This is a genomic window from Vibrio sp. 10N.247.310.98 (genome assembly GCF_041467395.1).
Classification (GTDB): Bacteria; Pseudomonadota; Gammaproteobacteria; order Enterobacterales; family Vibrionaceae; genus Vibrio; species Vibrio crassostreae_C.
Window position 1 is genome coordinate 79341 of record NZ_JBFSUL010000006.1, and the last position, 26309, is coordinate 105649.

20 protein-coding genes are annotated in these 26309 nt (G+C 45.2%); 6 read left to right on the forward strand and 14 right to left on the reverse strand.

The features are described 5' to 3' along the window. Positions 1-41: 41 nt before the first annotated feature. The 10 genes from hflX to prmB form a co-directional block, all read right to left on the reverse strand. On the reverse strand, positions 42-1409 hold the full coding sequence (hflX, locus tag AB6E78_RS04320; protein ID WP_136974229.1) for a GTPase HflX: 1368 nt from the start codon (positions 1407-1409) through the stop codon (positions 42-44). Between the two features lie 270 nt (positions 1410-1679). Further along, complete coding sequence (locus AB6E78_RS04325; protein WP_017068959.1) at positions 1680-2792, reverse strand: ABC transporter ATP-binding protein; 1113 nt, start codon at positions 2790-2792, stop codon at positions 1680-1682. A 6-nt stretch (positions 2793-2798) separates the two neighbouring features. Next, positions 2799-3656, reverse strand: a complete 858-nt coding sequence (locus tag AB6E78_RS04330) for a carbohydrate ABC transporter permease (protein ID WP_009848502.1) — start codon at positions 3654-3656, stop codon at positions 2799-2801. Continuing rightward, a complete protein-coding gene (locus AB6E78_RS04335) occupies positions 3653-4591 on the reverse strand; it encodes a carbohydrate ABC transporter permease (RefSeq protein ID WP_017060634.1) in 939 nt (312 codons plus the stop codon). The genes AB6E78_RS04330 and AB6E78_RS04335 overlap by 4 nt, the downstream gene beginning before the upstream one ends. 181 nt (positions 4592-4772) lie before the next feature. After that, complete coding sequence (locus AB6E78_RS04340) at positions 4773-6020, reverse strand: ABC transporter substrate-binding protein (protein WP_372132852.1); 1248 nt, start codon at positions 6018-6020, stop codon at positions 4773-4775. 111 nt (positions 6021-6131) lie between these two features. Then, positions 6132-7577, reverse strand: coding sequence for an ATP-binding protein (locus tag AB6E78_RS04345; protein ID WP_372132849.1), 1446 nt, complete (start codon positions 7575-7577; stop codon positions 6132-6134). Between the two features lie 45 nt (positions 7578-7622). Next, positions 7623-8351, reverse strand: a complete 729-nt coding sequence (locus tag AB6E78_RS04350; protein ID WP_372132847.1) for a response regulator — start codon at positions 8349-8351, stop codon at positions 7623-7625. 159 nt (positions 8352-8510) lie between these two features. Further along, on the reverse strand, positions 8511-9968 hold the full coding sequence (locus AB6E78_RS04355; protein ID WP_065583674.1) for a protein adenylyltransferase SelO: 1458 nt from the start codon (positions 9966-9968) through the stop codon (positions 8511-8513). Positions 9969-10503: 535 nt separating this feature from the next. Next, positions 10504-11145 (reverse strand): LysE family translocator, encoded by a 642-nt coding sequence (locus AB6E78_RS04360; protein WP_017060639.1) that lies wholly within the window; start codon positions 11143-11145, stop codon positions 10504-10506. 253 nt (positions 11146-11398) lie between these two features. Next, entirely contained in the window at positions 11399-12331 is a 933-nt protein-coding gene (gene prmB, locus AB6E78_RS04365; protein WP_017060640.1) for a 50S ribosomal protein L3 N(5)-glutamine methyltransferase, read from the reverse strand. Positions 12332-12393: 62 nt separating this feature from the next. Here prmB and smrB point away from each other — a divergent pair, with 62 nt between their 5' ends. Next, positions 12394-12924: an endonuclease SmrB gene (gene smrB / locus AB6E78_RS04370; protein WP_017064096.1), complete on the forward strand. Its 531-nt coding sequence runs from the start codon at positions 12394-12396 to the stop codon at positions 12922-12924. Between the two features lie 111 nt (positions 12925-13035). Here the strand turns inward: smrB and sixA are convergent, their stop codons facing one another. Then, entirely contained in the window at positions 13036-13500 is a 465-nt protein-coding gene (gene sixA, locus AB6E78_RS04375; protein WP_017064097.1) for a phosphohistidine phosphatase SixA, read from the reverse strand. A 305-nt stretch (positions 13501-13805) separates the two neighbouring features. Between sixA and AB6E78_RS04380 the strand changes: the two genes are divergently transcribed. Beyond that, complete coding sequence (locus tag AB6E78_RS04380) at positions 13806-16583, forward strand: insulinase family protein (RefSeq protein WP_372132844.1); 2778 nt, start codon at positions 13806-13808, stop codon at positions 16581-16583. A 303-nt stretch (positions 16584-16886) separates the two neighbouring features. Here the strand turns inward: AB6E78_RS04380 and fadJ are convergent, their stop codons facing one another. Together fadJ and fadI are read right to left on the reverse strand one after the other, a co-directional pair. After that, positions 16887-19100 (reverse strand): fatty acid oxidation complex subunit alpha FadJ, encoded by a 2214-nt coding sequence (gene fadJ / locus AB6E78_RS04385; RefSeq protein ID WP_372132842.1) that lies wholly within the window; start codon positions 19098-19100, stop codon positions 16887-16889. Continuing rightward, the gene (gene fadI, locus AB6E78_RS04390; protein WP_048607862.1) at positions 19100-20407 is read right to left on the reverse strand and encodes an acetyl-CoA C-acyltransferase FadI; all 1308 of its coding nucleotides are present in this window, start codon (positions 20405-20407) and stop codon (positions 19100-19102) included. The genes fadJ and fadI overlap by 1 nt, the downstream gene beginning before the upstream one ends. Positions 20408-20933: 526 nt before the next feature. Here fadI and AB6E78_RS04395 point away from each other — a divergent pair. The 4 genes from AB6E78_RS04395 (at position 20934) to AB6E78_RS04410 (ending at position 25398) form a co-directional block, all read left to right on the forward strand. Then, entirely contained in the window at positions 20934-21509 is a 576-nt protein-coding gene (locus AB6E78_RS04395) for a sigma-70 family RNA polymerase sigma factor (RefSeq protein WP_372129885.1), read from the forward strand. Next, entirely contained in the window at positions 21502-22230 is a 729-nt protein-coding gene (locus tag AB6E78_RS04400) for a DUF3379 domain-containing protein (RefSeq protein WP_372129886.1), read from the forward strand. Before AB6E78_RS04395 ends, AB6E78_RS04400 begins: the two co-directional genes overlap by 8 nt. 297 nt (positions 22231-22527) lie before the next feature. Beyond that, positions 22528-23796, forward strand: coding sequence for an outer membrane protein transport protein (locus AB6E78_RS04405; RefSeq protein WP_069597167.1), 1269 nt, complete (start codon positions 22528-22530; stop codon positions 23794-23796). A 297-nt stretch (positions 23797-24093) separates the two neighbouring features. Beyond that, complete coding sequence (locus AB6E78_RS04410) at positions 24094-25398, forward strand: outer membrane protein transport protein (protein ID WP_372132838.1); 1305 nt, start codon at positions 24094-24096, stop codon at positions 25396-25398. Between the two features lie 96 nt (positions 25399-25494). On the opposite strand, the gene AB6E78_RS04415 is transcribed toward AB6E78_RS04410, so the two are convergent. Beyond that, a complete protein-coding gene (locus AB6E78_RS04415) occupies positions 25495-26280 on the reverse strand; it encodes a VacJ family lipoprotein (RefSeq protein WP_372051039.1) in 786 nt (261 codons plus the stop codon). Positions 26281-26309: the final 29 nt, after the last annotated feature.

Consider the following 26309-nt stretch of genomic DNA (forward strand, 5'->3'; position numbering starts at 1 on the left):
TCGCTTTTCTTTTGGTTGTTCTTACCAGGCTCGCTACAAAATTAAGACTTCTGCATACGCTTTTTCAAGCGCGCTAAATCAATTGCACTTGAGCGTACAGTAAGCTTGATGCATTCGTAGTCGTATTCTTCCTTCACCACACTCATGTTTGAGCGAATCTCACCGATAATGCCTTGTCCAGAATAAGGAATCGTGATCTCTTCTTCGATCATGCCTTGTTCAGCCACACCCACAATGTACTTGTGTAGTTTGGTGATATCGAGCGGGTCACGAGTCGAGGTCAGCATTGCATCTGGGAATTCTTCAATCAGCTCTAACTGTTCTTCTTCGCTCAATCTATCGCACTTGTTCAGTACCAATAGTTTTTCGCTGCCTTCAACGCCCACTTGCGCTAATACTTCGTGTACCACATCAAGCTGTGCGCGGAATGAAACATCAGAAGCATCAACCACATAAAGCAGTAATGAAGCATCATGCGCTTCTGCTAGTGTTGAGTGGAATGAAGCAACCAGATCGTGTGGCAGTTTCTTGATGAAACCCACCGTATCTGACACTAAGATACGCGGCTGAGTGATCGGCTGAAGTGCACGAACCGTGGTATCTAAGGTCGCGAATAGCTTATCTTCACCGCTCACTTCGGTTGCGGTCATAGCGCGCATCATCGAAGATTTACCCGCGTTGGTGTAGCCAACCAGAGCAACAGTGAAAAGCTCCGAACGCTGAGTGCGTCGGTTCTTCATTTCGTCCTGTACGCTAACCAGCTCACGTTTAAGCGCAGCAATTTGGTCACGTACTTTACGGCGGTCTAGCTCTAATGAAGTTTCACCAGCACCCTGACCCATTTGACGCTCTTTATCACCGTCGGCTGTTTCACGCAGTCGAGGCACTAAGTAGTTTAGGCGAGCGATTTCAACTTGCAGACGTGCGGTACGAGTACGAGCATGGCGGCTAAAGATCTCGATGATGATACCAGTACGGTCAAATACCTCGACACCCAAGTGCGCTTCTACATTACGCAGTTGAGATGGGCTCAAATCACAGTCGAATACCACTACGTCAGCAGTACCAAACTCCACATCTTCAGATGGAAGATCATCAAAATCTAATTCATCGATACTAGCGCGAAAATCAAAAGATTCATCGATAAAATCTTCATCTTCTGCTTCTTCAATCGAACCTTGGTAACCGGTGAGGTGTGCAATTTCTGCAAGCTTACCTGCGCCCAACACGTTTTGTCGTTGTGTTGAACTGTGGTGCTGTGATTGTGTACCGACCACTTTAAACCCTAGGGTTGTTACTAAGCGAGCAAGTTCGGCAAGAGACTCTTTTGCTTCGTCACCTTTGAAGTCCGGTGTCGTAATAGAAATAAGTAAAGCGTTACTAGCTGAGGGTTTTGCTGTTAGTTTCATGTATTCTTCTGTTTATGCACTAATGTGCAACCTAGTATTTGGTCTAAAGTAGCGCGATCCTACGCTGTTCTCGGTCAGCTTTATAGAGCTAACGGAGGCTAATTAGCGATATTATTGCAGTTAATCCATTTATCTCGTTTATCCCTCTGTTTTCGTGAGGAAATAAAACAGGCTAAAACAACAAAAAAGACAGCATCACGTTACTTATTAGTAATTAGTGATACTGCCTTTGCTTAAGCTTAGACTCTCATTGAGCTACTGTCTCAAAAACTAAAAATCAATTCTCGCTTCAGTCTGAGCATCAAAGAATACCGCCTTTGATAAGTCAAAATGCAGCGGCGCCATTTGCCCAACTGACACTTCAAATTCTGGCGACAAGCGACATGCCACTTCTTGGTCGTTCACTTTCACCATCGCAATCGTATCTGGCCCTGTTGGTTCTAGCACTTCTAACTGCAAGTCTAGCTTGGTCGTTGCCGACACATCTTCACTTTCCTGCTCGGTAATATGTTCAGGGCGCAGGCCAATCACCACTTCTTTGCCATCTTGTTCACGCATGCTTTGTGGTAATCGAATGTGGTGCTCTTGCTCAGACGTACCCGTTACTTTGATGATCGGATTCTGATCATCATCCAAATCCACCATGGTCTTAATGAAGTTCATTGATGGTGAACCCATAAAGCCCGCGACAAACATATTGTTTGGCTTGGTGTAGATCTCTTGCGGCGTACCGAGTTGCTGCAGTTCACCATCTTTCATCACCGCAATACGATCCGCCAAGGTCATCGCCTCTATTTGGTCATGGGTGACGTAAACAATGGTGGTGTTAAGCTTTTGGTGAAGGCGTTTAATCTGATGACGCATTTCAACACGCAGCTTGGCATCCAAGTTAGAAAGCGGTTCATCGAACAGGTACAACTTAGGACGACGCGCCAAAGCGCGCCCCATAGCGACACGTTGACGCTGACCACCAGATAGCTGCGATGGTTTACGATCAAGCAGTTGTTCGATTTGTAGCATTTCAGCGACGCGATTCACTTCTGCGTCGATTTCGTCTTGTGGCATCTTGCGGATCTTCAAGCCGAAGGCGATATTGCCGCGTACCGTCATGTTTGGGTAAAGTGCGTACGACTGGAATACCATCGCGATGTCGCGGTCTTTAGGTTCAACCTGGGCCACGTCAACACCATCAATCACGATTTCACCCGAGCTAATATTTTCTAGCCCAGCAATGGTGTTCATTAGGGTGGATTTTCCACACCCCGAAGGGCCGACAAGTATCAAGAACTCCCCCGAATCGATACTGATGTCGATGCCCTTTAACGTTTCGTTGTCCGCGTTGCGATAGGTTTTACGGATCTGTTTTAAATCTAATGTTGCCATGGGTAATTATCCTTTTACTGATCCTGCCGTTAGGCCACGAACAAAATATTTTCCTGCGAAGACATACACCAACAGCGTTGGCAGCGCGGCGATGATCGCGGCAGCCATATCAACGTTGTATTCTTTAACGCCCGTGCTGGTGTTGACTAAGTTATTTAATGCTACGGTGATTGGCTGAGTCTCTGAGCCGGAATACACCACCCCGAACAAGAAATCGTTCCAGATTGCGGTGAACTGCCAGATCACCGTCACCATGATGATAGGCGTAGAGATCGGTAATAAGATCTTGAAGAAAATGGTAAAGAAGCCTGCACCATCCAGTTTTGCTGCTTTGATCAATTCATCCGGAATCGAGATGTAGAAGTTACGGAAAAACAGAGTTGTAAACGCCATGCCGTAGATAACGTGCACAATCACCAAGCCGATGGTTGTGTTCGCTAGCCCCATCTTGCCGAGCATGGTTGCCATTGGTAGTAGCACCACTTGGAACGGAATGAAGCAACCAAACAACAGTAAGCTGAAGAACAGATTCGAGCCTCGGAATTGCCATTTCGTCACTACATAACCATTGAATGCACCGAGCAATGTTGAAATCGCAACCGCAGGAATCACCATTTGGAACGAGTTCCAGAAGTAGCCTTTGATGCCTTCACATTTCACGCCCGTACAGGCGGTGTCCCACGCTTTATACCAAGCATCAAACACCCACTCTTTCGGTAAGCTCATCAAGTTACCTGCCTTGATGTCTGGCAGAGTTTTGAATGAGGTCAGCGCCATGACAAACAATGGCATTAGATACACCAAGCAGAAGAAAAGCAGTGCTGAATAAATAAAGATTCGAGCAAAATTGATGTTATTCATCATGACTTTTTCTCCCTAAGTTCAGAGTAAAGATAAGGCACGAGAATCGCTAAGATACCAGCAAGCATCATCATGGCACTGGCAGCACCAAGGCCGATTTGTCCACGCGTAAATGAGTGTGCGTACATGAATAGCGCAGGAAGATCCGATGAATAACCTGGGCCACCCGCTGTCATCGCGGTCACAAGGTCGAAACTCTTAATCGCAATGTGTGAGGTGATGATCACCGCGCTGAAAACCACAGGGCGCAAGCAAGGTAGAATGATTTTCAGATAAATAGTGGGTAAGCTTGCCCCATCAATTTGAGCGGCTTTGATGATTGAAGAATCAATGCCACGAAGGCCGGCTAAGAACATCGCCATCACGAAGCCTGACGACTGCCAAAGTGCTGCGATAACCAAGGTATAGACCGACATTTCAGAGTCGACTAACCAATCGAATTTGAAGTCGGTAAAGCCCCAATCTTGCATCAGTTTTTCAATGCCAAGACCCGGATTGAGAATCCATTTCCAAGCGGTACCCGTCACGATGAATGACAAGGCCATTGGGTATAAATAAATGGTACGAATCGCGCCTTCTTGACGGATGTTCTGGTCAAGCAATACCGCCAAACCCACACCCAACAAGATAGCAATCGCCATGAACAGAAAACCAAACACACCGAGGTTGGTGATTGAGGTGATCCAGCGATCGTTGTCCATCAGCTTTTCATATTGAGCTAAACCAACAAAGTTGAAGCTCGGTAAAAATCGAGAATTCGTAAACGACAGCGCCGCCGTCCAGAATATATAGCCGTAGATACACACCACGGTCACTAACGCGGTCGGCGCCAGTACAATCTTGGGTAACCAATGTTGCAACCTGTCAGCAAAGCTAGGCTTGGGCGCAGGCTGGCTCCTTGTGGGTTTTGGAGTCGACTCAGTCAAAACATGCTCCATAACTTATCCTTGTTGCACAATCGAGCCAATGGCTTACCTTTCGGCACCACATCAGCATCACGCATATCAGAATTGGGAGTGAAGAGTAGATAGGCTCCCTACGAGCCTACCCACCCTGGGGGTTTGGTAAAGCAACACAACCCGTCACTCACGTGCGTTGTGTGTCGCTTATCAAATTATATTAGATAGCCGCTTTCACAGCTTTCGCTAACTTAGCCGCCGCTTGTTTTGGATCGGCATCTTTTTCGTTGAAGAAGTTGGTTACCACGTCGTAAATCGCGCCTTGAGCGTAGCTTGTTGTCGCTAGGCCGTGAGCCATACTCGGAACAAGATCGCCAGATTTCGCACTCGCTTTGAAGGTTGCCATTGAATCCAACGCACATTGGTCGAACTTAGACATGTCCATATCTAGACGTACAGGGATAGAACCCTTGTTAAGGTTGAAGACTTCTTGGAAATCTTTGGTAAGAATGGTTTTCGCTAGGTCTTGCTGCGCTTTTTGGTTCTCTTTGTCACTCAGCTCAAAGAACGCAAAGCTATCGATGTTGAAAGTGAATTGGCCATCAGTGCCCGGTGCTGGTGCACAGATGTAATCTTTACCCGGTACTTTGCCTGCCGCAGTAAATTCACCTTTCGCCCAGTCACCCATGATCTGCATTGCCGCTTCGCCATTGATAACCATCGAAGTTGCTACGTTCCAATCACGACCCGGAGAGTTGCTGTCGATGTAATCACGCATCTTTTTGAACTTGGTGAACACTTCCACCATTTTGTCGCCAGATAACACGTCCATATCCAGATCAACGAACGCTTTGTTGTAATCTTCACTGCCTAGTACATCAAGTGCTACAGCTTCGAATACCGTAGCGTCTTGCCAAGGTTGACCACCGTGAGCCAGTGGAATGAAGCCAGCCGCTTTAATCTTGTCTGCGGCAACAAAGAACTCATCTAACGTAGTTGGAACCGTCACTCCTGATTTTTCTAAAACAACAGGGTTAGCCCAAAGCCAGTTAACACGGTGAACGTTGACAGGAACCGCCACATATTCGCCATCCCACTTCATCACTTTAGTGACCACTTCTGGCAGTAGCTCATCCCATTGTTCTTGTTTCGCCGTTGCATCGAGAGACGCTAGAAAACCTAAACCACCCCACTCTTGAATATCATGACCTTTGATCTGCGCGGCAGATGGAGGATTGCCCGACACTGCTCGAGTTTTCAAAACAGTCATCGCACTTTCACCGCCGCCACCAGCAACAGCGAAATCTTTCCAAGTATGGCCTTGTTCTTCAATCATCTCTTTCAGTACCGCTGCGGATTTCGCTTCGCCACCGGCAGTCCACCAGTGAAGCACTTCCACTTCACCAGCTTGAGAAAATGTTGAGGCAGCAAGAAGAGATAGAGTAAGTAGGGTTTTATTGATTTTCATTATTATCTTCCATGTTTTAGCGGACTCGACGTCCGGTTCAATACAGAGTCTACTTATTTTGATTTTTAGGATTGAAACAAAAGGTAAGCCTTATGTAACATAATTGTTACGTTACACTTCTAGGCCTGTTGGGATATAGACTTTGGCTTCTAAGCCACCTTGAGAGGAGTTGCGAATAATGAGATCTCCGCCGTGTCCATGCAGGATATTTCGGCAGATCCCGAGGCCAAGACCGTGTCCTTGATCATCCGTTGCTAACCTAAAGTAAGGTTCAAAAACTAACTCTAGCTTGTCTTCTGGAATACCGAGACCACGGTCTTGAATGGTCACGACCACCCAAAGATCATCACCGCTGATTTCAACAACTGCTGAGGAACCATACTTAACCGCGTTGTCGATTAAGTTGGTGAGTACACGCTTTATCGCCAGTGGTTTAGCGACCAATGGCTCAATGACGACCGGCTCGAACTCAACCTTTGTCTGATACTGGTTATGAGATTCAATCACTGCAAGTACCATTTCGTTGAGGTCAATAATGGCATTATTCTCGTGTAGATCGGTGTCTCTTACCGCTTGCAAAGCACCTTTAACCATCATCTCAAGCTCATCGAGATCTTTGTTGAATTTGTCTTTCTTTGCTTCACTCTCCAACAACTCTGCACGCAATCTAAGCCGTGTTATTGGTGTCTTTAAATCATGTGAGATTGCAGAGAAAAGGTGCTCACGGTCGGCAACATAGCGACGAATCCGTTGCTGCATTCGATTAAACGCTCGGGTCGCCGTCACCAGCTCAGTAGCCCCCTCTTCGTTAAGTGGCGGCTGCTGAATATCCATACTCATCTCATTGGCCGCTCTTGCTAATTTTTTAAGAGGGCGTACTTGCCGACGAATCATCAAGTAAGTCAAAACCAAAAGAATGAGGGTCGAGGAAACTAAGAAGATCACCTGTTCTCTGCCGAGAATCGTATCGTCGAGTTTGACGTAAGGCGCAGGCAACAACGCGGCGATATACACCCATTCATGACTGGCTAATTCTATCTGAACAACCAGAATAGGAGGGTTAAGAGGTTCTAAGGTTAAAGTATGATGTGCCCACGATCGTGGGAGATCGCTCAAGTAGATGTCATTTTTAAGCAAACGAAGATGTTCAGGGCGAGAGAAATCAACCCGCACTGATTCGACTTTATTGAGCTTGCTACTCAAAACACTTTCTATCGCTTCAATCGAGGCGGTTTTTAAACGGGTATCAGGGATCGGTTCGACAATCAACGCCTCTTTATTGAAAGAAACGAAGAAGCGCGTACCGCCCATATTGCGGATTTGATCCAACACGATATGGCGATATTTAACGGGCAGAGACTGGAAGAAAGTCACCGTCGAGGCAAACATATTGGCCATGCTTGAAGAGGCAGAACGAATCCCCTCCAGTTCTTTGTGTTTGGATTCGCTATACCAAATAGACGTTGCGATACCTTGAGCTATCACCACAGCTAACAAGGTCAGTAACAATGTTCTGGCAACCAAAGAGTTTGGCTTTAACCGACTCAACCCGTTCATAGGAAATACTTCATTGCCGAGGTGCTCATTAACATCACTTGATTATCAGTGTTGATACTGAACAGGCACAGCGAGGATATAGCCATTACCGCGCATGGTTTTGATGTAGTGAGGATACTTGCCACTGTTGCCCAATCGGCTTCTCAGACGACTAAGCTGCACATCAATGCCTCGCTCAAAAGGCAACGCTTCACGGCCTCTGGTCGCGAATGAGATAGTGTCACGGTCGAGAACTTCGTTAGGGCGAGTTAAGAACAACATCAACAGAGAAAAATCACTGCCCGACAAATCCATCTCTTCCGAGTTTTCATTGTGGGAAATTCGATGCGCTAACGTATCAAGCGTCCAATCACCAAAAACAATCTGTTTTGGCAATGCATCACTTGTCTTGTCATCCACCACTTGAACGCGGCGCAACAACGCTTTGATACGCGCCATTAACTGACGAGGGCTAAACGGCTTGGCAATGTAATCATCAGCACCAATTTCTAAGCCGATAATTTGGTCGGTTTCATCCGATACGGCAGTCAGCATGATGATAGGCACATTCGATTGCTTACGGACGCGTTGACACAAGGTAAAACCATCGTCACCGGGTAGCATCACATCAAGCAGAATCAGATCTGGATAACCTTGGTTTTGCAGATGAGCTTCTAGTTCAACACCATCTCCCACAGAAGAAACATCGAAACCAGATTTTGTGAGGTACTCTTCCAGCAGCTCGCGGATTTCTTGATCATCATCCACCACGAGAATTCGAGTATTTGTTGGCATCGCCCAAACCTATTAAATTTACAACTTATTCACATAGTGTATAGGCTGGCCGATTGTTTGATTATTGACATGTTTGTAAAGTTAGAAGAACAAACAGATAAAGATCACAACTTAGTGACCTCTATCTGAATCTTTAGGGCTTAATCCGCTATTGGTTGGTTATGAAGAGCAGCTGATCTCCATGGCTTTACCCCACTCAGGAGGTAGAGCCGCAAGGTATTCATAATCCGGGTGTTCCGCATAAGGGTCTGCCAGTACCACCATCAAAGCGTCAATGTCGCTGCTATCACCGCGCTCTGCTTTGTCTATCGCTAGCTGAGCTAGGTAGTTTCTGAGGATGTATTTCGGGTTTACCTGTCTCATATTTTCGCAGCGCTCGACCACTGAGCTATCTTCCAATTCGCAGCGTTGTAAGTAGTTATCTACCCACAGTTTTGCTGCCTCTCGATCAATTATCAGATCAATCACTTCTTGTGGCGACAAGGTGTCTAGGTTCGATAGCGTTCTAAAGAACCTTGGGTAGTCGACTTTGTTTTGCGACATCAGCTCGAACATAGATTCAAACAAACGACTGTCGCCTTCTTGTTTCGAAAGTAGCCCCAACTTACGACGCATCATCTGACTAAAGTAACCGTTCATTTGCGGTTCGTACTGCTCTAAAGCCGCCTCTAAGTCGGCCTTATCCACCAGCGGAGAAAGTGAGTGAGCCAGTGCCGACAAGTTCCAAAGCCCTATTCTTGGCTGCTGGTTAAAAGCATAACGACCTTGGTAATCCGAGTGATTACAGATCAATCTTGGGTCATATTCATCAAGAAACGCAAACGGACCATAATCGAAAGTTTGCCCGATGATCGACATGTTATCGGTGTTCATCACGCCATGAGCAAAACCATTCGCTTGCCACAACGCAATCATCTCCGCGGTACGGTCAACAATCTGATTAAACATAGCAGCGTAGGGTTTCTCTTCATCGAGACACTCAGGGAAGTGCCATTCAATGACTTTATCGGCCAGCAACTTATGCTCAGCCAACTGATTGGTATAAAACAGATGTTCAAAGTGACCGAAACGGATGTGTGATTCGGCAGCACGCACCAACAATGCGCCCCACTCTTGCTTCTCTCGATATACCGGTGTGTCGCTGGTCATCATAGCCAACGCGCGAGTGGTTGGGATATTGAGCCCTGCCATCGCTTCGCTACATAAGTACTCACGAACGGTTGATCGAATAACAGCGCGTCCATCGCCCATACGTGAATAGGGCGTTTTACCGGCACCTTTAAGGTGTAAATCGAACGTTTCGCCACTTTTCGCGACAATTTGAGCTAATAACAGCCCTCTTCCATCACCTAAATCCGGGTTATAAGAACCAAACTGGTGGCCTGCGTATTTCATTGCTACAGGCGAAAACTGCTCAGGTTCAACATTGCCAGATAACGTTTCAAGCAATTCCTCGGAAGCATCATCAAATGACAAAAAACCGAGTTCATCCGCAAGCTTATGATTCCATGCGAGCCATTGGACATTGCTGAGCGGTGTAGGTTGAATTGGGGTATAGAACAGTCGAGGTAATGCAGTAAATCGATTGTTAAATGAAATAGAATCCCAGACAGACATGAGAGATACACTGTAGATAAAAGATAACTTAAGATTATCACAGTTTCGTAACAACTTCAGAAGTGCGATGGCGCTTGTTTATAGAGGTAAGGTGATAAACCATTCCACAAGAAGAAAGTGGTGACTAGGAGTAAATTACTGGGGGATGCTTGCTAGAAGAAGATGACTAAGAAAAAGTTAAGTGGCTAGCCTGATGAGAAAAGCCACATTTATAAGAGAAAGAGTTCTGACTTTGAAGACTTTTTAACAAGTGATTTCATAATAAAAACTAAAACTATAGAGCCATGAAGCTGACTACATTAGAGCAAGAATACCCACTAGAGAAAGGGTAGAGAAAATCCAAGTACGACTGATTACGCCAAAGTTACTGTGTTGAATCATTTCTTGATGCTGCATATGCCTCTCCTTGAGAACGTGATGGTGTAACTACAATATATCGGCTTTTCGCCAAAAGCAGCAAGCACATTAATATTAACCTTTTATGACAGCATCAAGAATATTCTGTAACCATTCACCTCTCTGATAAAACAGAAAGTTATGCTCGACTGGTCGTCGAAAGCAGTGCGCCAGCCCCAATAAAGACACCTCCAGTGACACGATTAAAGACCTTGGCTCGACCTTTCGCAAACAACCAATTTGACGACTTCGCCCCCAAGTAGGCATACACCAATAACCAAGACAATTCCATCACTGCGAAGGTAAAAGCAAACACGGTAAACTGTGGTAATAGCGCAATTGAGGGATCAATAAACTGTGGGAAAAGTGCAGTAAAAAACAAGATAGCTTTGGGGTTACTCGCGCCAACAATAAAGCCACTTAAGTAATGCTGCGCAGCGCTTTCTTTGACAGATTGAGCACCGCCTTGTTGATCCGATAACTTGTCATAATCTTGTTGGCTAGAGCGCAGAGACTTCCAACCGAGGAAGATAAGGTAAGCCGCACCAGTCCATTTTATGACATTAAATACCACTTCAGACGAAGCAATAATTACCCCTAGCCCGGTAAACGATAAAGTTAAAATACCAGTAATCGCAGTTAAGCTCCCCAAGGCAGTAAATATCGATAATTTAAAGCCAGATTGCACACCTTTGGTCATGCACAATAAAGAACTTGGGCCTGGTGATGCCGTTAAAATTAGCACCGCTAATAAATAATAAATCCATGTATCAAAGCTCATCGTGAATCCTCCTTAACTCACTAAAACGACTAAATATTAAACACCAATATGTAATAAGCCCTCATATTAATCAACTAAATATTGCGCTTAACGTCTTCGATATAAATGCAAACATCTTTAATCTAGGCAATAAAAAACGCCATGCATTGCTGCATGGCGTTTAAATAAAAACGTTTCAAATCGAACGTCTTACTAGATGTCAGGTTCTAAGCTTACAGCCCTAAGATAGGGGCACTAACCTAATAATTGAAACCTAGTCTTTGTAGATAGAGAACTCATCAGCGCAAGCAACAAGCTGCTCACGAGTGATCATGAATACGCCATGACCACCGTTAGAGAATTCAATCCAAGTGAATGGAATCTCTGGGTACTGATCCATCATATGAACCATTGAGTTACCAACTTCACAGATAAGAATACCGTCGTCAGTTAGGTAGTCTGGTGCATTAGCTAAGATGCGACGAACCAATTTCAGACCGTCTGTACCCGCTGCTAGGCCAAGTTCTGGCTCGTGAGTAAACTCATCTGGCAGGCTGTTCATATCTTCTTCGTCCACGTAAGGTGGGTTAGATACGATCAGGTTGTATTTCTCTTTTGGCAAATCACGGAAAAGATCTGAACGGATTGGGAACACTTGCTGCTCCATGCCGTGATCTTGAACGTTCTGCTCTGCAACTTGCAATGCGTCAGTAGAGATATCAATCGCATCTACTTCAGCGTCTGGGAATGCGTGAGCACAAGCAATAGCGATACAACCACTACCCGTACACATATCCATGATGCGAGTTGGCTCTTCAGTTAACCAAGGTTGGAATTGAGCTTCGATCAGCTCACCAATTGGAGAACGAGGCACAAGAACGCGCTCATCAACGAAGAACTCAAGACCACAGAACCAAGCTTTGTTGGTTAGGTAAGCCGTTGGTGTACGATCATTAATACGCTTGATTACGCGCTCAACAATACGTAGACGTTCGCTGCTCGTTAGACGAGAGTTCATCACATGCGAAGGAACATCAATCGGCAGATAAAGAGTAGGTAAGATAAGTTGTACTGCCTCATCCCACGCGTTATCAGTGCCGTGACCATAAAATAGGCCCGCTGCGTTAAAGCGGCTAACAGTCCAACGAATCACATCTTGAAGCGTGTGTAGTTCTGATACCGCTTCTTCTACAAAAATCTTATCCAAAATTGTCTCCGAAAAGCGCTACAATACTGCTAATTACGTTTCTAATTAGAATTCATAACCTGATGAGCAAAAAAGACACCGACTTCGATGACGATTTCGCCCTGTTCAACGATGCAGTAAAGGGCGTTAAAAAGTTGCAACAGGATACCATAGTCCAGCAGCCAAAAAGAAATGCCAAGCAAAAAGAAATTACTCGAACGGCAAGACAAGCCAGTGATAGCGAGTTTTATTTCTCGGATGAGTTCATTCCGCATCTTAGCGAAGACGGTCCGACGCGTTATGCGCGTGATGATGTCTCTAAATATGAGGTCAAGCGCCTCCGTCGTGGTGTCTACGTGCCTGACGTGTATCTCGATATGCATGGTATGACTCAACAAGAAGCCAAACGTGAGCTTGGCGCGATGATTGCGCACTGCGTGAAAGAGAGCGTGGCGTGTGCCTGTGTTCAACACGGTATCGGTAAACACATCCTTAAACAGAAGGTGCCTTTGTGGTTAGCACAGCACCCAGACGTGATGGCTTTCCACCAAGCACCGTTAGAGTTTGGCGGCAATGGCGCGCTGTTAGTCTTGCTTTCGGTTCCTGAGAAGTAATTCTGGTTAACAAACTCTCTCTCACCAAAAAACAACAAAGGGCATCCCAATCATATTGAGATGCCCTTTCTAATTGTCTGCAACTTTGTCATCAAACAGAGCTCAACGAGCTTATGGATTGATGTTCCAAAGCAACTCACCTTTTTGTGTCTCAAGGTTGAAGTCGATACACGCTAGGCCCGAAGTGGGAAACATAGGCGGCGCCATGCCTGTTGCAAACTCTGCAGTTAGGTAGCCAACTAGAGGTAAATGAGAAACAAATAAAATGGTCTCTAGTTTTTCTACTTCAGCCATTGCTAAGGTCAAATCAAACACATCGTCGGACATTCCATAAGGCGTAATATCATCACAGGTTTCTACTTTCTTTCCAGAAAACGCCTGAGAGATCTCTAACCACGTTTCTTGTGCCCTTAAATATGGGCTCACCAGCACTTTATCGAATTGACTAATCCCCTGCTCATTTGCAGCTTGTGCCACGGCAAGAGAAGCCATTTTCCCGCGCTTGGTCAACGCTCTTTCTGCATCCGAGTTGGCAAAATGTTCTGCTTCACCGTGGCGCATAATGAATATTTTCATGTTCAATCCTGTCTTCGTAACATGTCGAAAGTCGATATATCCCATATATCAGCGAAACGCTACTTAGGTTTGGCTCTCAATCCAGAGAAACCGCAGTCAATATAAATAATTATATCAAGTCACTTGCCAAAGAGTTCGACTTTCTTAACAATCTTGTTAAAAGAAAATAAATTACTGATAAAAATCGATAAAAGTGATTTAGAAATCGCCAAAAAGCACTTCATATCCCAAAATATGATCACAAGGTTTGCACGCCGAATCATCGGGTACATAATTTAAAAACCACCTTCTCTGGAGATGCTCCTGTGCACTTAAGCCCAAATGATGAACATCAATACCGCTACATAACCTTAAATAACGGGTTACGTGCACTGTTAGTTCAGGATCAAAATGCTCAAAAAGCAGCAGCCGCATTAGCCGTCAATGTGGGGCATTTTGATGACCCTACAGACCGAGAGGGTTTAGCTCACTACTTAGAGCATATGCTATTTTTGGGAACTGAAAAGTATCCAAAGGTCGGAGAGTTCCAAAGTTTTATCAGCCAGCATGGCGGTAGCAACAACGCTTGGACAGGAACAGAGCACACCTGCTTCTTTTTTGATGTTGAATTGAATGCCTTTGAAACCGCACTCGATCGCTTCAGCCAATTTTTTACCGCTCCCCTTTTCAACGAAGAAGCGTTAGACAAAGAACGCCAAGCCGTTGACTCCGAATACAAGATGAAACTCAACGACGACTCACGACGCTTGTACCAAGTTACCAAAGAACTGGTGAATCACAATCACCCATTCTCGAAGTTTTCTGTCGGTAATATCGATACGTTGGGTGACAGAAACGGCGAGACGATTCGACAAGAGATCTTGGCTTTCCACCAGCAACAATACTCTGCTGACTTGATGACACTGACACTGTCTGGCAATCAGTCGTTAGATGAGATGCAAAGCTGGGTTGAGGATCGCTTTAGCTCAATCACCAATCACAACCTACAAGGCAAAAAGGTTGAAGTTCCGATTGTCGGCGAGTTAAGTACGGGTGTACAAGTCCGCGTTGAGCCGATTAAAGAAGTGCGCAAACTGATCTTAACCTTCCCGATGCCAAGCATGGACGAACACTACGGCGTTAAGCCTTTGTCGTTCTTTGCCCACCTTTTAGGTTACGAAGGTGAAGGCAGTTTGATGATGCAACTCAAAGAGAAAGGCTGGATAACATCTCTCTCTGCAGGTGGTGGCGCGAGTGGCAGTAACTACCGTGATTTCACAGTCAGTTGCTCATTGACCATAGAAGGTTTAACCAAAACCGATAACATCATCCAAGCGATATTTCAGTACATCAAGTTAGTCGAACAACAAGGCATAGAAGAGTGGCGCTACCTAGAAAAACGCGCCGTTTTAGAGTCTGCTTTCCGCTTTCAAGAGCCAGCAAGACCGCTTGATGTCGTCAGCCACCTCGTCATCAACATGCAGCACTACCAAGAGCAAGATGTGGTGTATGGCGATTACAAAATGTCGCATTTCGATGACGAATTACAGCGTGCTTTGCTGCCTTACTTAACCGTCGACAACATGCGGGCAACCATTGTTGCTCAGGGATTCGAGTATGACAGGGAAGCGAAGTGGTACTTTACGCCCTACTCGGTCACACCTTTTAGCGCTGAACAAGTTCAATGCTTTACGTGCATTAACCCCGGTTGGCAGTTTGAACTCCCAAGCAAAAACCCGTTTATTTGCTACGATCTAGACCCGACTGAACTCGAAGGTGACGCTAAGTTCCCACAACTGTTAGAAGAGCTCGATGGCTTTAAGCTATGGCATCTGCAAGACCATCAATTCCGGGTGCCAAAAGGTGTGGTGTATGTTGCTATCGATAGCCCGCACTCAGTCGCTAGCCCAAGAAATATCGTTAAAACACGCTTGTGTGTAGAAATGTTCTTAGACTCACTCGAAAAAGATACGTATCAGGCTGAAATCGCCGGAATGGGCTACAACATGTACACCCATCAGGGCGGTGTAACGCTCACTCTGTCCGGGTTTAGCGAGAAACAGCCACAACTGCTCAATATGATTCTTGAACGTTTCCAAGCACGCGACTTTAGTCCAACACGCTTCGAAACCATCAAGCATCAATTGCTCAGAAACTGGAACAACGCGTCGCAAGATCGCCCTATTTCGCAGTTGTTTAATGCAATGACTGGGATACTTCAACCAAATAACCCGCCCTATTCCGTGTTAATTGAAGCCTTAGAAACGATAGAGGTCGATGAGCTCTCCTCTTTTGTTCAAGCAATCTTGGCGGAACTTCATGTTGAGATGTTTGTGTATGGCGACTGGAAAAAAGCCGATGCACACAAGATGGCTGAAACGCTAAAAGATGCACTGCGTGTTCAAGATCAGGCTTACGAAGAATCACTGCGTCCGCTCATCATGCTCGGTGAAAATGGCAGCTTCCAACGTGAAGTGGTGTGTAACCAAGATGATTCGGCCATCGTGGTTTATTACCAATGTCCTGATATTTCTCCTAAAAACATCGCGCTGTATTCACTGGCAAACCATTTGATGTCGGCCACTTTCTTCCATGAGATACGAACCAAGCAGCAGCTAGGTTACATGGTCGGTACCGGCAATATGCCACTAAACCGACACCCAGGTATTGTGTTGTACGTGCAATCACCAAATGCAGCCCCTGCTGACTTGTTAGCCTCAATAGATGAGTTCCTCAATGCCTTTTATATGGTGTTGTTTGAGCTTAATGACTACCAATGGCACAGCAGTAAACGCGGTCTCTGGAATCAGATTTCGACACCAGATACGACTTTGCGAGGACGAGCTCAGCGCTTATGGGTTGCGATAGGCAATAAGGATGTTGAGTTCAACCAGAGAGAGCGCGTATTAGAAGACCTTAAGGGGTTAACTCGCTCTGACATGATGCGTTTTGTGGTTAGCCAGCTAAAACCACGCACGGCAAATCGCCTGATTATGCATGCTCACGGTAATGCTCATAATGAGGAAGAGAAGCTGTCAGCAGGTGTTGAAATTGGCTCTATTGATGAGTTTCAGTTACGCCCGAAAGATACTGAGCTAGGCTGATAAAGCTGGAATGAAAATCATAAGGTTGATGTGAAAGCATCAACCTTTTTTATTGGATGCAGCCCAAAAGCAGATCTCCTATTACGCTCCTTCGTCGCTTTAGGAGATGACGGTAGTTTTGATTGACGTGTGTTTGACCACCTTTCTAATCAACGCAATAACTTACTTTTTATCTCTCAATCATCATTCCCGAGAAGGAGGAACGACTGAGTCGGGAATCTCATTCCTTTCACACTCGTTCATAAAACAGAAAAGCCCGCATCAATTGCTTGATACGGGCTTCTTAATCAATGAGTTAGAGAGTTACTTGTAGAAAGACTCACCCAATCCAGCACGTGTCAGTAGGCCATCACATGGCGCGAAACGGTCACCGTACTTCTTAGCGAAATCGTTCATCATCTCAACCAGTGACTTAATGCCGATTTGATCCATATAACGGAACGGACCACCTAGGAATGGCGGGAAACCGATACCGAAAATCGCACCGATATCACCATCACGAGGGCTGCGGATAATGCCGTCGTCTAGACAACGAACCGCTTCGTTTAGCATAGGTAACACACAGCGCATCGCGATATCGTTATCGCTCAACTTAGGATCTGGTTGCAGCTTAAGCAGCTTGTAAACTGACTTATCCACTTCCTTCTTCTTGCCTTTGTAAGTGTAGAAACCTTTACCACTCTTGCGGCCTTTACGATTGTCATTCAAAAGAATATCGAACACATCAGGACCTTGGAAACGATCGCCAAGCTCATTCACTAAAATCGGAATGATCTTCGCACCGATATCAACACCCACCTCATCTAATAAAGTGATAGGACCAACCGGGAAACCGAAGTCCAATAACGTGCTGTCGAGCTTTTCAATCGGCTCGTTCGCTAGCAGTAAATGCGCTGCTTCGTTCATGTACGGAGCAAGAATACGGTTCACATAAAAACCAGCCGTGTCTTTCACAACAATCGGCGTTTTACCTTGCTTCTTCGCTAATGCAACAACCGTAGAAATCGTCTCTTCTGACGTAGTTTCATGAGGGATAACTTCTACTAGCGGCATTTTTTCGGCTGGGCTGAAGTAGTGAAGACCGACCACGTTTTCTGGTCGCTGCGCCTTCTCCGCAATCTTATGGATTGGCAGCGAAGACGTGTTGGTCGCAAAGATAGTCTCTGGCTTGGCATTGGCTTCGATATCCGCAACCATTGATTGCTTAAGGTCGAGGTCTTCAAATACCGCTTCAATCACTACATCAGTGTGGTTGAAACTCGTAAAGTCGATACCACCAGATAGCTGAAGCATCTTACTTTCAAGGCCCGCTCGGCTCAGAATGCGACGCTTACGCTGCTTATCGAACAACTTGAAGTTGTAGTTAAGCGCGTTCAGTACACCTTCATTTGATACGTCTTTAATGCGTACAGGCACTTTCGCCTTAGCAACACTGACATGGCTGATGCCTGCGCCCATAAGACCGCCGCCTAGCACACCAACACGCTTAACCGCTTTTGGTTCTGCGTCTGCGCCGTGTTCTTTTTTCATTTCCGTGGTTGCAAAGAAAATCGAACGAAGGGCTTTAGATTCAGAAGTCATAACCAGTTCAGAGAAACGCTTCGCTTCATACTGAAGGCCTTTGTCAAAGCCATTCTCAAGGCCATAACGAATCACGTCTAGAATCGCATCTGCTGCTGGGTAATTGCCGCGTGTTTTCTGATTGGTCTTCTTAGAAGCTTGTTCAAAAATCACTTTGCGACCAAGGCCGTTACGTGAAATCAGCTTTTCTTTGGTCGACGCTTGGCTTTTCGACGCAAGGCGCTTACCTTTTTTACTGCCCGTATTCTTTTCAACAAAGCTTTTAGCGACTTCAAGCAGGATAGTTTCAGGCACACAAGCATCGACAACACCGAGCGATTTCGCTTTCTTAGCGCGCAGTTGCTTACCCGTAAGGATTAGGTCAAGAGATGGCAGCAAACCAATAAGGCGAGGTAGACGCTGTGTACCGCCAGAGCCTGGTAACAGACCTAACTGTACTTCTGGTAGACCAAGACGAGTCTTATCTGAATCGGTACATACGCGGTAATCACACGCCAGTGCGAGCTCTAAACCACCGCCTAAACATGGGCCGTGAATCGCTGCGACTACTGGATACGGTAGTTCAGACAGAGTTTGGAACATCTCCTGCCCTTGGCGAGCTAGAGACTGTGCTTCGTCAGCCGTTTTACACGCATCAAGCATTCTTACATCAGCACCAGCGATAAAGTTATCTGGCTTAAGAGAATAAACGATTAGGCCCTTAACTCGGCTCTGCTTTTCTTTGAGTTGCTCGAAAATGGCTTTCATTTCTTCAGCAAAAGCCGCTTGCAGCGTGTTCATTTTCTCGTTTGGCACATCAATCGCTAACCAAGCAATATCTTGCTCGTCGATATTAAGAGAAAATGCTGCTTTCTTTGTGGTTGATTCAGTCGCCGACGTTGAATCTGGTTGAGCGACTGTTTCTTTTTCCGTTGTTGCATCAAGAGTCGTAGACATTATTCTACCTCCAAGATCATTGCTGCACCTAAACCACCAGCCGCACAAGCTGTGTTTAGTGCCAAGCCGCCACCGCGACGTTTCAGTTCACGTAATGTTTGAGTCATCATGCGTGCGCCAGTCGCTGCAAACGGATGTCCGTAAGCAATCGAGCTACCCAGCACGTTGAACTTCTCCATATCAATCTCACCGATCGCTTTATCGCGGCCAAGATTCTTCTGTGCAAACTCATCGCTTGCGAACATTTTCACGTTAGCCAAAACTTGGGCAGCGAATGCTTCGTGCATTTCGATCAGTGTTAGGTCTGACAACTCTAAACCGGTGTTCTTTAATACTTGTGAGGTCGCGTAAGTCGGGCCCATCAGCATATCTGTTTCAACACCAATCGCTGAGAACGCATAACCACGAATATAACCAAGCACTTCTAACCCTAGTTCTTTCGCTTTACCTTCGCGCATCAACATCACTGCTGCACCGCCATCGGTAAGAGGCGTAGCATTGGCTGCCGTTACACTGCCGTACTTTCTATCAAAAGCAGGACGCAGCTTAGCGTAACCTTCAACCGTTGAGTCGTGGCGAATGTTGTTGTCTTCCGCTAGATACTTTTTGTAAGGCGCCGGGAATGCCGTCATCACTTCGTCTTTAATCTTGCCTTCTTTCCATGCTTGAGAAGCCAAAGAGTGAGAACGGTGAGCAAGTGCGTCTTGAGCTTCGCGAGTAATACCATGCGTCTTAGCCATTTGCTCAGCCGTTTGTCCCATGGATAAACCAGTCGAGTACTCTGCAACTGCAGGTGGTACTGGCATCAAATCTTTTACGGAAAGCGTTTTAAGAATCTTCAGCTTTTGACCCATAGTTTTCGTTTTACTCAGCGCTAATAGATTTGCCGCTAACTTTTTCGAAACACCGATAGGCAATACAGAAGAAGAGTCCGCACCGCCCGCAATACCGACATCAATCGTGCCAGCCATAATGCTTTCGGTCACGTTAACTGCCGCTTGGAAGCTGGTTGCACATGCTCGTGTCACACTGTAGGCATCGGTATTGATGTCCATGCCGGTGCCCAACACGATTTCACGCGCAATGTTCGGCGCTTCTGGCATTTGCACGACTTGGCCGAACACAACTTGTTCGATAAGCGCAGGATCAACATCCGTTCTTGCAAGCATTTCGCTCACAACCATTTTGCCTAGGTCAACCGCAGGCACTTGGCTAAATTCTGTGCTCTGACGAGCAAATGGGGTTCGTAATCCAGCGACAACGGCAACACGTTCTCCAGAACGCGTTTTGACTTCCTGTTTGCCCATGGTTTCTCCTTAAAGTTAAGAGGTCTGACCTGAAGCATTGTAAAGAAGTTGTTAATTAAATCAAACGAGCGTTTAAATAAACGTGATACGAGTATCTCACTGTTTGAAAATATAACTGCACATTCAGGCGAACCTTTTTGGGGGAAAGGTTGTCGTAAGAGACTAAACTATTGTAAGCCAAGACTGTTATCGCAATGTAGAGAATGGTTTTCTTGAGGCAAAAAAAAACCACACAAAGCTGTGTGGTCGGAATGTATATAAAGCAATTAACTTAGCGCCAATTGAAATAATCAGTTTCCTGATTAGGAGAAAGTAAAGTCAGCCTTCAAAAGGAAGTGTCGTCTTGCTCAACATGCTAGCCACGAATGACTAACTAGACGACAAGGTGTACTATAACGGGTTCGAGGCCTTAAATTTTGAAGTAGATCAATTTTAATGTGATTTTACGATTTCCTGCCGATCGTTAGCTCTAAAAATATAAAAAACGAAGCACAACGTATAGAGGACAGCTATACGCAGAGCAATTATGGAGGCTCGTGTGTCAATAATAAAAATATTTGGAAAGAAAACAGCCAAGCGTCCGGTCAACTCTGATATGGACAAACAAAGAAAATACGAAGCACTCGTGCGTGCCTATCATCGTGACCTCTTTCGCTACGCCTATTGGTTATGCAAAGACAAAAGCATTGCCGAAGACTTAGTTCAAGAAACTTGCCTTCGTGCATGGAAGTCACTCGATAGCCTTCAAGATGAAAAAGCCGCTAAATCTTGGCTGATTACCATCTTGAGACGCGAGAACGCTCGACGTTTTGAACGCAAACAGTTTGATCTGGTTGATATCGACGATCACGGTAACGATGCTAGTGTCAGTGATGACCCGCACCATCAGCATCAGTGGTTGCAAGCCCAGATCATGAAACTTGAAATTGATTACCGTGAACCTCTCTTCTTGCAAGTGATTGGTGGTTTTAGTGGTGATGAGATTGCCGATATTCTCGATCTCAACAAAAACACGGTGATGACACGTTTATTCAGAGCTCGAAATCAGTTGAAAGAGCTGTTGGATACAGAAGAGGCAGAGAGGGGGCAACATAATGGATGATTTGGAATTTCGTCGTCGTGTATTGTCGGAACCTAAACAACGTACACAAGATATTGTTGATGCGACCGCGAATAGCGAAGCCAATAGTAACTTCTTAGACGATGTACTAGCGCTTGATAAACAGATCCACTCTGCAATGAATGTGGATGTGCCAGACGATCTTGCTGATCGTATTCTGTTCAATCAGACCTCAAGCGAAGAGAGCAAAATAGTAAGGCCTACGTTTGCGAGACGAGCAATGGCAATGGCTGCCTCGGTGGCGTTTGTTGCTGGTTTATTAGTTGGCCAAGTGAATTGGGGAAATGCATTCGTTTCACCTGCGCAAGCGAGTTTAGTTGATACGGCGATGAAGCATGTTGTTGATGAGAAGAGCTTTGTTAGTAACATCGATGAACAGGTCACATCGCAGCAGATCAATGCAAAAATGAATCCATTTGCTTTTCAGTTTGATGACGCTTTCCCTTACCACGTTTATTACCTAAACCACTGTGGCTTTGGTAAATCCAACGCGGTACATATGGTCTTCCAAGGCGCAAAAGGCAAGGTCACTCTGTTTTTAACTGGAATTCCGACTGACAAGTCTATCGACTTTGATGAAAAAGGCATGTCCGGCTCGGTAACACCCGTCGATGGCAGCAGCTTAATCCTGGTTGGTGAAAATGGTGAGGATGTTTCCAAAATCGCCGAAAAGCTGACAAAAATGATCAAACCAATGAGCTAATTCACTCTTAAAGCCCCGTCACAAAAGGCCCAGCAATTATATTACTGATATCGCTGGGCTTTATTTATAAATAAATCAGAAAACCATTCACACCATCAATACATCTAGAGTTAAAACTCTAAAAATCAGCATTTCGCACCATTTTCGTGCCAGATAGGCGTCATTTCCATAATTTTCCACTCAAAATTCCCAATGGTCGGATTTGTATATCGTATACTTGCGAATAGGATCAGCCACCATTGAGCAATTGCTCAAATTAATCGCCCTGTAGAGGCGGATATATAAAGGAATAAATGAATGACTACCAACAACACGCGTCTGTTTAAAAAGTCTCTTTTAGCAGTAACAATTACACTGGCGTCTTCGCAAGCGATGGCAGCAGGTTTCCAACTTAACGCACAATCAGCAACCGGCATCGGCCGTGCTTTCGCTGGTGATGCAGTAATCGCAGATAACGCGTCAGTAATGGCACGTAACCCTGCAGCAATGGCACTATTTGACAAAACTGAGCTTTCGCTTGGTTTTGAAAGCATTACTTCAATGATTGAAGTAAACGATGCTGAATACAATATTAATGGCAGTCCAATTCCGGTTGCCGACACGGATGATGTTGGTGATACATCTATCGCGCCAAATATCCACCTTATCGTTCCAGTAAACGATAAATTCGCTTGGGGTGTTAATGCGTACTCAAACTTCGGTACTAAGACAGAGTTTGATGATAGTTATACTGCAGCTGAATACGGCGGCTTAACAGATGTTCAGAGCATTAACTTTGGCCTTGCTGGTTCATACCGACTGAATAAACAATGGAGCTTTGGTGCAGGTTTAGACCTTATTTACGGTCAAGGCACCATGAAAAGAGAAACTAGTGCAGCTCTAGGTGTAGCTAGTGGCGGTTTAGTTCCTGCCGGAACAACATTAGTCGATGTTGATGAGGCTGATGGTTGGGCTGTGGGCTTCAATGTTGGTACTGTATATGAACTAGACGAAAACAACCGCTTCGGCTTAGCTTACCGCTACAGTCCAGAGATCACAGCTAAAGATGATAAAGGCCAAGAAATCACCTTACCTTTACCTGATATCGCTGAATTCTCGGGTTACCACAAAATCGAAGATACTAAATTCGCAGTTCACTACTCTGTACAATGGATTGGTTGGGGTGCATTCGATCAAATCGACTTTGAAAACTTACAAGGCTCACCTCTTGGCTCGTCGTATGCGAAACAATACCAATGGCAAGATGGCTGGCACTACGCTATTGGTGGTACATACTACCTAAACTCTGATTGGACTCTTCGTGCAGGTTACATGTACGACACAAGTGCACAGGATGAACTGACTTCAATTTCTGTTCCAGATTCTGATCGTCAATGGTTCTCTGCTGGTTTCACATACCACATTGACACAGTTTCTAATGTTGACTTCGGCTTCACATACCTAATGGGTGATGATGTAGATGTATCAGAAACTACGCCAGTCGCTCCTGGGCTTTCAACCGGTGTTAACGCAACAACACATGCTGATGCAATCCTGATGGGTCTGCAGTACAGCCGTAGCTTCTAATATAAGCTAATATATTTATCCCCAAAGGGTCGCATTATGCGACCCTTTTTCATTGCCTAAACCACTGACTCACATCAATTTAAGCTTACAGTTGTAGCCTGCAAGGTCAATATATGACTACAAGTGTACGCTCAAATTTCGCAACACAGCCGAAACATTTAGATTATTTCTCTAATAATTAAACACATTTACTCATTAAATCCCTAAAACACTGTTTTATTCGAATTTCATTTTTAAAGTAATGACTCTAAAAGTAGAATCACGCCACTAAATACTTATGATTCAGCGAACATAATAATGAAAATGAATAAGACTCTTCTATCTGCTGCAGTGGCAGTTGGACTACTTTCGACTTCTACCGTGACTCACGCGGCAGGTTTTCAACTAGCAGAATACTCAGCAACAGGCCTAGGCCGCGCATACGCGGGTGAAGCAGCAATGGCTGACGGTGCAGACGCACAATGGCGTAACCCTGCAATGCTGACTTACCTAGAAGGCACTCAGGTTTCTGTTGGTGCTATCTATGTTGACCCGAACATCGATATCGACGGTACTTCTACGTCCATGATGGGACAATCTACTTCGTCAAATTCTAGCGATTTTGCGCACAGTGCAGTAATCCCAAACTTTTATGTTTCTCATAAGTACAATGACAAGTTCGCATTAGGCTTTGCTGCGGGTACTAACTACGGTATGGAAACAGACCTAGGTAAAGACTTTGGTGGCGCTAACCATGGTAACGAAGCAAGCGTTACGACAATGGAGCTAAACCTAAACGCGGCTTACCAAGTACTTGAAAGCGTATCTATTGGTGGTGGTATTCGTTACATCATGGCTGAAGGTAGCTTTGGTGCGGTATCTACAGCTAACTCTCTAGTTCCTATGCCTCAAGGTACAGCTTTAAAATACATGGAAGGTGATGACACAGCGTGGGGCTGGCAAGTTGGTACCGCTTGGCAGATCAATGAAAACAACCGCCTTGGTTTTACCTACAAGTCAGAAGTAGACCTAACGCTTGAGGGCCACGCAAATGGTGTCGCTTTTGATGCTGTTGCAGGCGCTTTAGGTACTCCTGTGAAGTCAAAATATAACGGCTCTATGCAACTTGCATTGCCAGCAACCGCCGAGCTTGCAAGCTTCCATCAACTATCAGATAAAGTCGCTGTACATGCGAGTGTTAACTGGACTAATTGGAGCAGCTTTGAAGAACTAATAGCTGACATCCCTGAATTCGGCCCTGCTCGAACTCAAGATATCAAGCAAGAGAACTGGGAAGACAACTACCGTTTTGCGATCGGTACAACTTACCAAATGACACCTAAGTTAGCTCTGCGCTCTGGTATTGCGTACGATACTTCAGCGGTAAGCGAAGAGCACCGTACAGCAACGATTCCGGAAACAGACCGCACTTGGTTAAGTATTGGTGCTGGCTACCAATGGTCTGAGCAACTAACACTAGACGCTGGTTTCACTTACATCCTAGCGAAAGACGCAAAAATGGTTGAAGATGACGCAAGTTCTGCGCCATTTGGTGGTGACTTCGAAGGTGAAGTAACTGGTAGTATTTGGCTAGTGGGTATCCAAGCTAACTACCGTTTCTAATCTGTTTGACTTAATCTAAAGTAAACAAACATTAAAAAGGCTCGATGTTGTTATCAACATCGAGCCTTTCTTTTATCGGTTCTCTAAATCATGTTTCTAGTAATCTTCTAGATAACCATCGATGAAGTCTTCTTCTTCAAGGTCGACCTCTTCAGGTTCTATCTCGGCTTTGAAGTCACGACGTTGAATGTAAACATCACGCGTTAATGCATATGGATCAGGAGAGTTATCCAACAGCGCTTCTTGTGATACTAACTGAGCACGTGTTTCCATGCCTTCAAATGCCCACTTGCCTAAGCTAGCCCAGAAATTCAAGAACGACAGAGGGACATACAAGCCATCAACGGTTTCAGTTACTTCACGCGTTGTTAGTGGACCATAACCCGGCACCATGAAGTACGGACCATTCCCTACTCCGTAATGACCAATCGCATCAGAGAACGACTTATCATCGTACTTTGTAATCCCAGCTTCACTAGCAATATCGATTAAGCCTAACAAACCAATCGTTGAGTTAATCCAAAAACGATTGAAATGGTCGAGTGCTTTTTCACCATTGCCCATAATAAGGTTGTTAACCATGCTTGATGGTTCGTCTAAGTTGGCTAGAAAATTGGAGATACCAGAACGCACTGGCACAGGGGTGTAGTCAACATAAGCAAGGGAAACAGGACGAACTAAATAAGGATCTAGATATTCGTAGTTGATATCCCACATTGCTCGGTTGAAGCCTTCAAAAGGATCATTCGGGTGGGACTCTTCGACGTATTCAGAGGTTTCGAGGTTATCATCGTCAACACTTTCGTCCGGCGCACTTGAACACCCAACCGTTAAGCTTGCGATAAAAAGTAAACTCGAGAGTCTTAAAACACTGACAGACATATCACCTTTTCCATAAGGAATTCAAATAA

Excerpts from the sequence above, each read along its gene's own strand:
- AB6E78_RS04355 (WP_065583674.1), bottom strand. The coding sequence starts at position 9,968 with ATGTCTGTCTGGGATTCTATTTCATTTAACAATCGATTTACTGCATTA.
- fadI (WP_048607862.1), bottom strand. The coding sequence starts at position 20,407 with ATGGGCAAACAGGAAGTCAAAACGCGTTCTGGAGAACGTGTTGCCGTT.
- AB6E78_RS04360 (WP_017060639.1), bottom strand. The coding sequence starts at position 11,145 with ATGAGCTTTGATACATGGATTTATTATTTATTAGCGGTGCTAATTTTA.
- AB6E78_RS04335 (WP_017060634.1), bottom strand. The coding sequence starts at position 4,591 with ATGGAGCATGTTTTGACTGAGTCGACTCCAAAACCCACAAGGAGCCAG.
- AB6E78_RS04345 (WP_372132849.1), bottom strand. The coding sequence starts at position 7,577 with ATGAACGGGTTGAGTCGGTTAAAGCCAAACTCTTTGGTTGCCAGAACA.
- hflX (WP_136974229.1), bottom strand. The coding sequence starts at position 1,409 with ATGAAACTAACAGCAAAACCCTCAGCTAGTAACGCTTTACTTATTTCT.
- AB6E78_RS04410 (WP_372132838.1), top strand. The coding sequence starts at position 24,094 with ATGAAAATGAATAAGACTCTTCTATCTGCTGCAGTGGCAGTTGGACTA.
- AB6E78_RS04395 (WP_372129885.1), top strand. The coding sequence starts at position 20,934 with ATGGAGGCTCGTGTGTCAATAATAAAAATATTTGGAAAGAAAACAGCC.
- smrB (WP_017064096.1), top strand. The coding sequence starts at position 12,394 with ATGAGCAAAAAAGACACCGACTTCGATGACGATTTCGCCCTGTTCAAC.
- AB6E78_RS04400 (WP_372129886.1), top strand. The coding sequence starts at position 21,502 with ATGGATGATTTGGAATTTCGTCGTCGTGTATTGTCGGAACCTAAACAA.
- AB6E78_RS04350 (WP_372132847.1), bottom strand. The coding sequence starts at position 8,351 with ATGCCAACAAATACTCGAATTCTCGTGGTGGATGATGATCAAGAAATC.
- AB6E78_RS04325 (WP_017068959.1), bottom strand. The coding sequence starts at position 2,792 with ATGGCAACATTAGATTTAAAACAGATCCGTAAAACCTATCGCAACGCG.
- sixA (WP_017064097.1), bottom strand. The coding sequence starts at position 13,500 with ATGAAAATATTCATTATGCGCCACGGTGAAGCAGAACATTTTGCCAAC.
- AB6E78_RS04340 (WP_372132852.1), bottom strand. The coding sequence starts at position 6,020 with ATGAAAATCAATAAAACCCTACTTACTCTATCTCTTCTTGCTGCCTCA.
- AB6E78_RS04330 (WP_009848502.1), bottom strand. The coding sequence starts at position 3,656 with ATGATGAATAACATCAATTTTGCTCGAATCTTTATTTATTCAGCACTG.
- AB6E78_RS04415 (WP_372051039.1), bottom strand. The coding sequence starts at position 26,280 with ATGTCTGTCAGTGTTTTAAGACTCTCGAGTTTACTTTTTATCGCAAGC.
- fadJ (WP_372132842.1), bottom strand. The coding sequence starts at position 19,100 with ATGTCTACGACTCTTGATGCAACAACGGAAAAAGAAACAGTCGCTCAA.
- AB6E78_RS04405 (WP_069597167.1), top strand. The coding sequence starts at position 22,528 with ATGACTACCAACAACACGCGTCTGTTTAAAAAGTCTCTTTTAGCAGTA.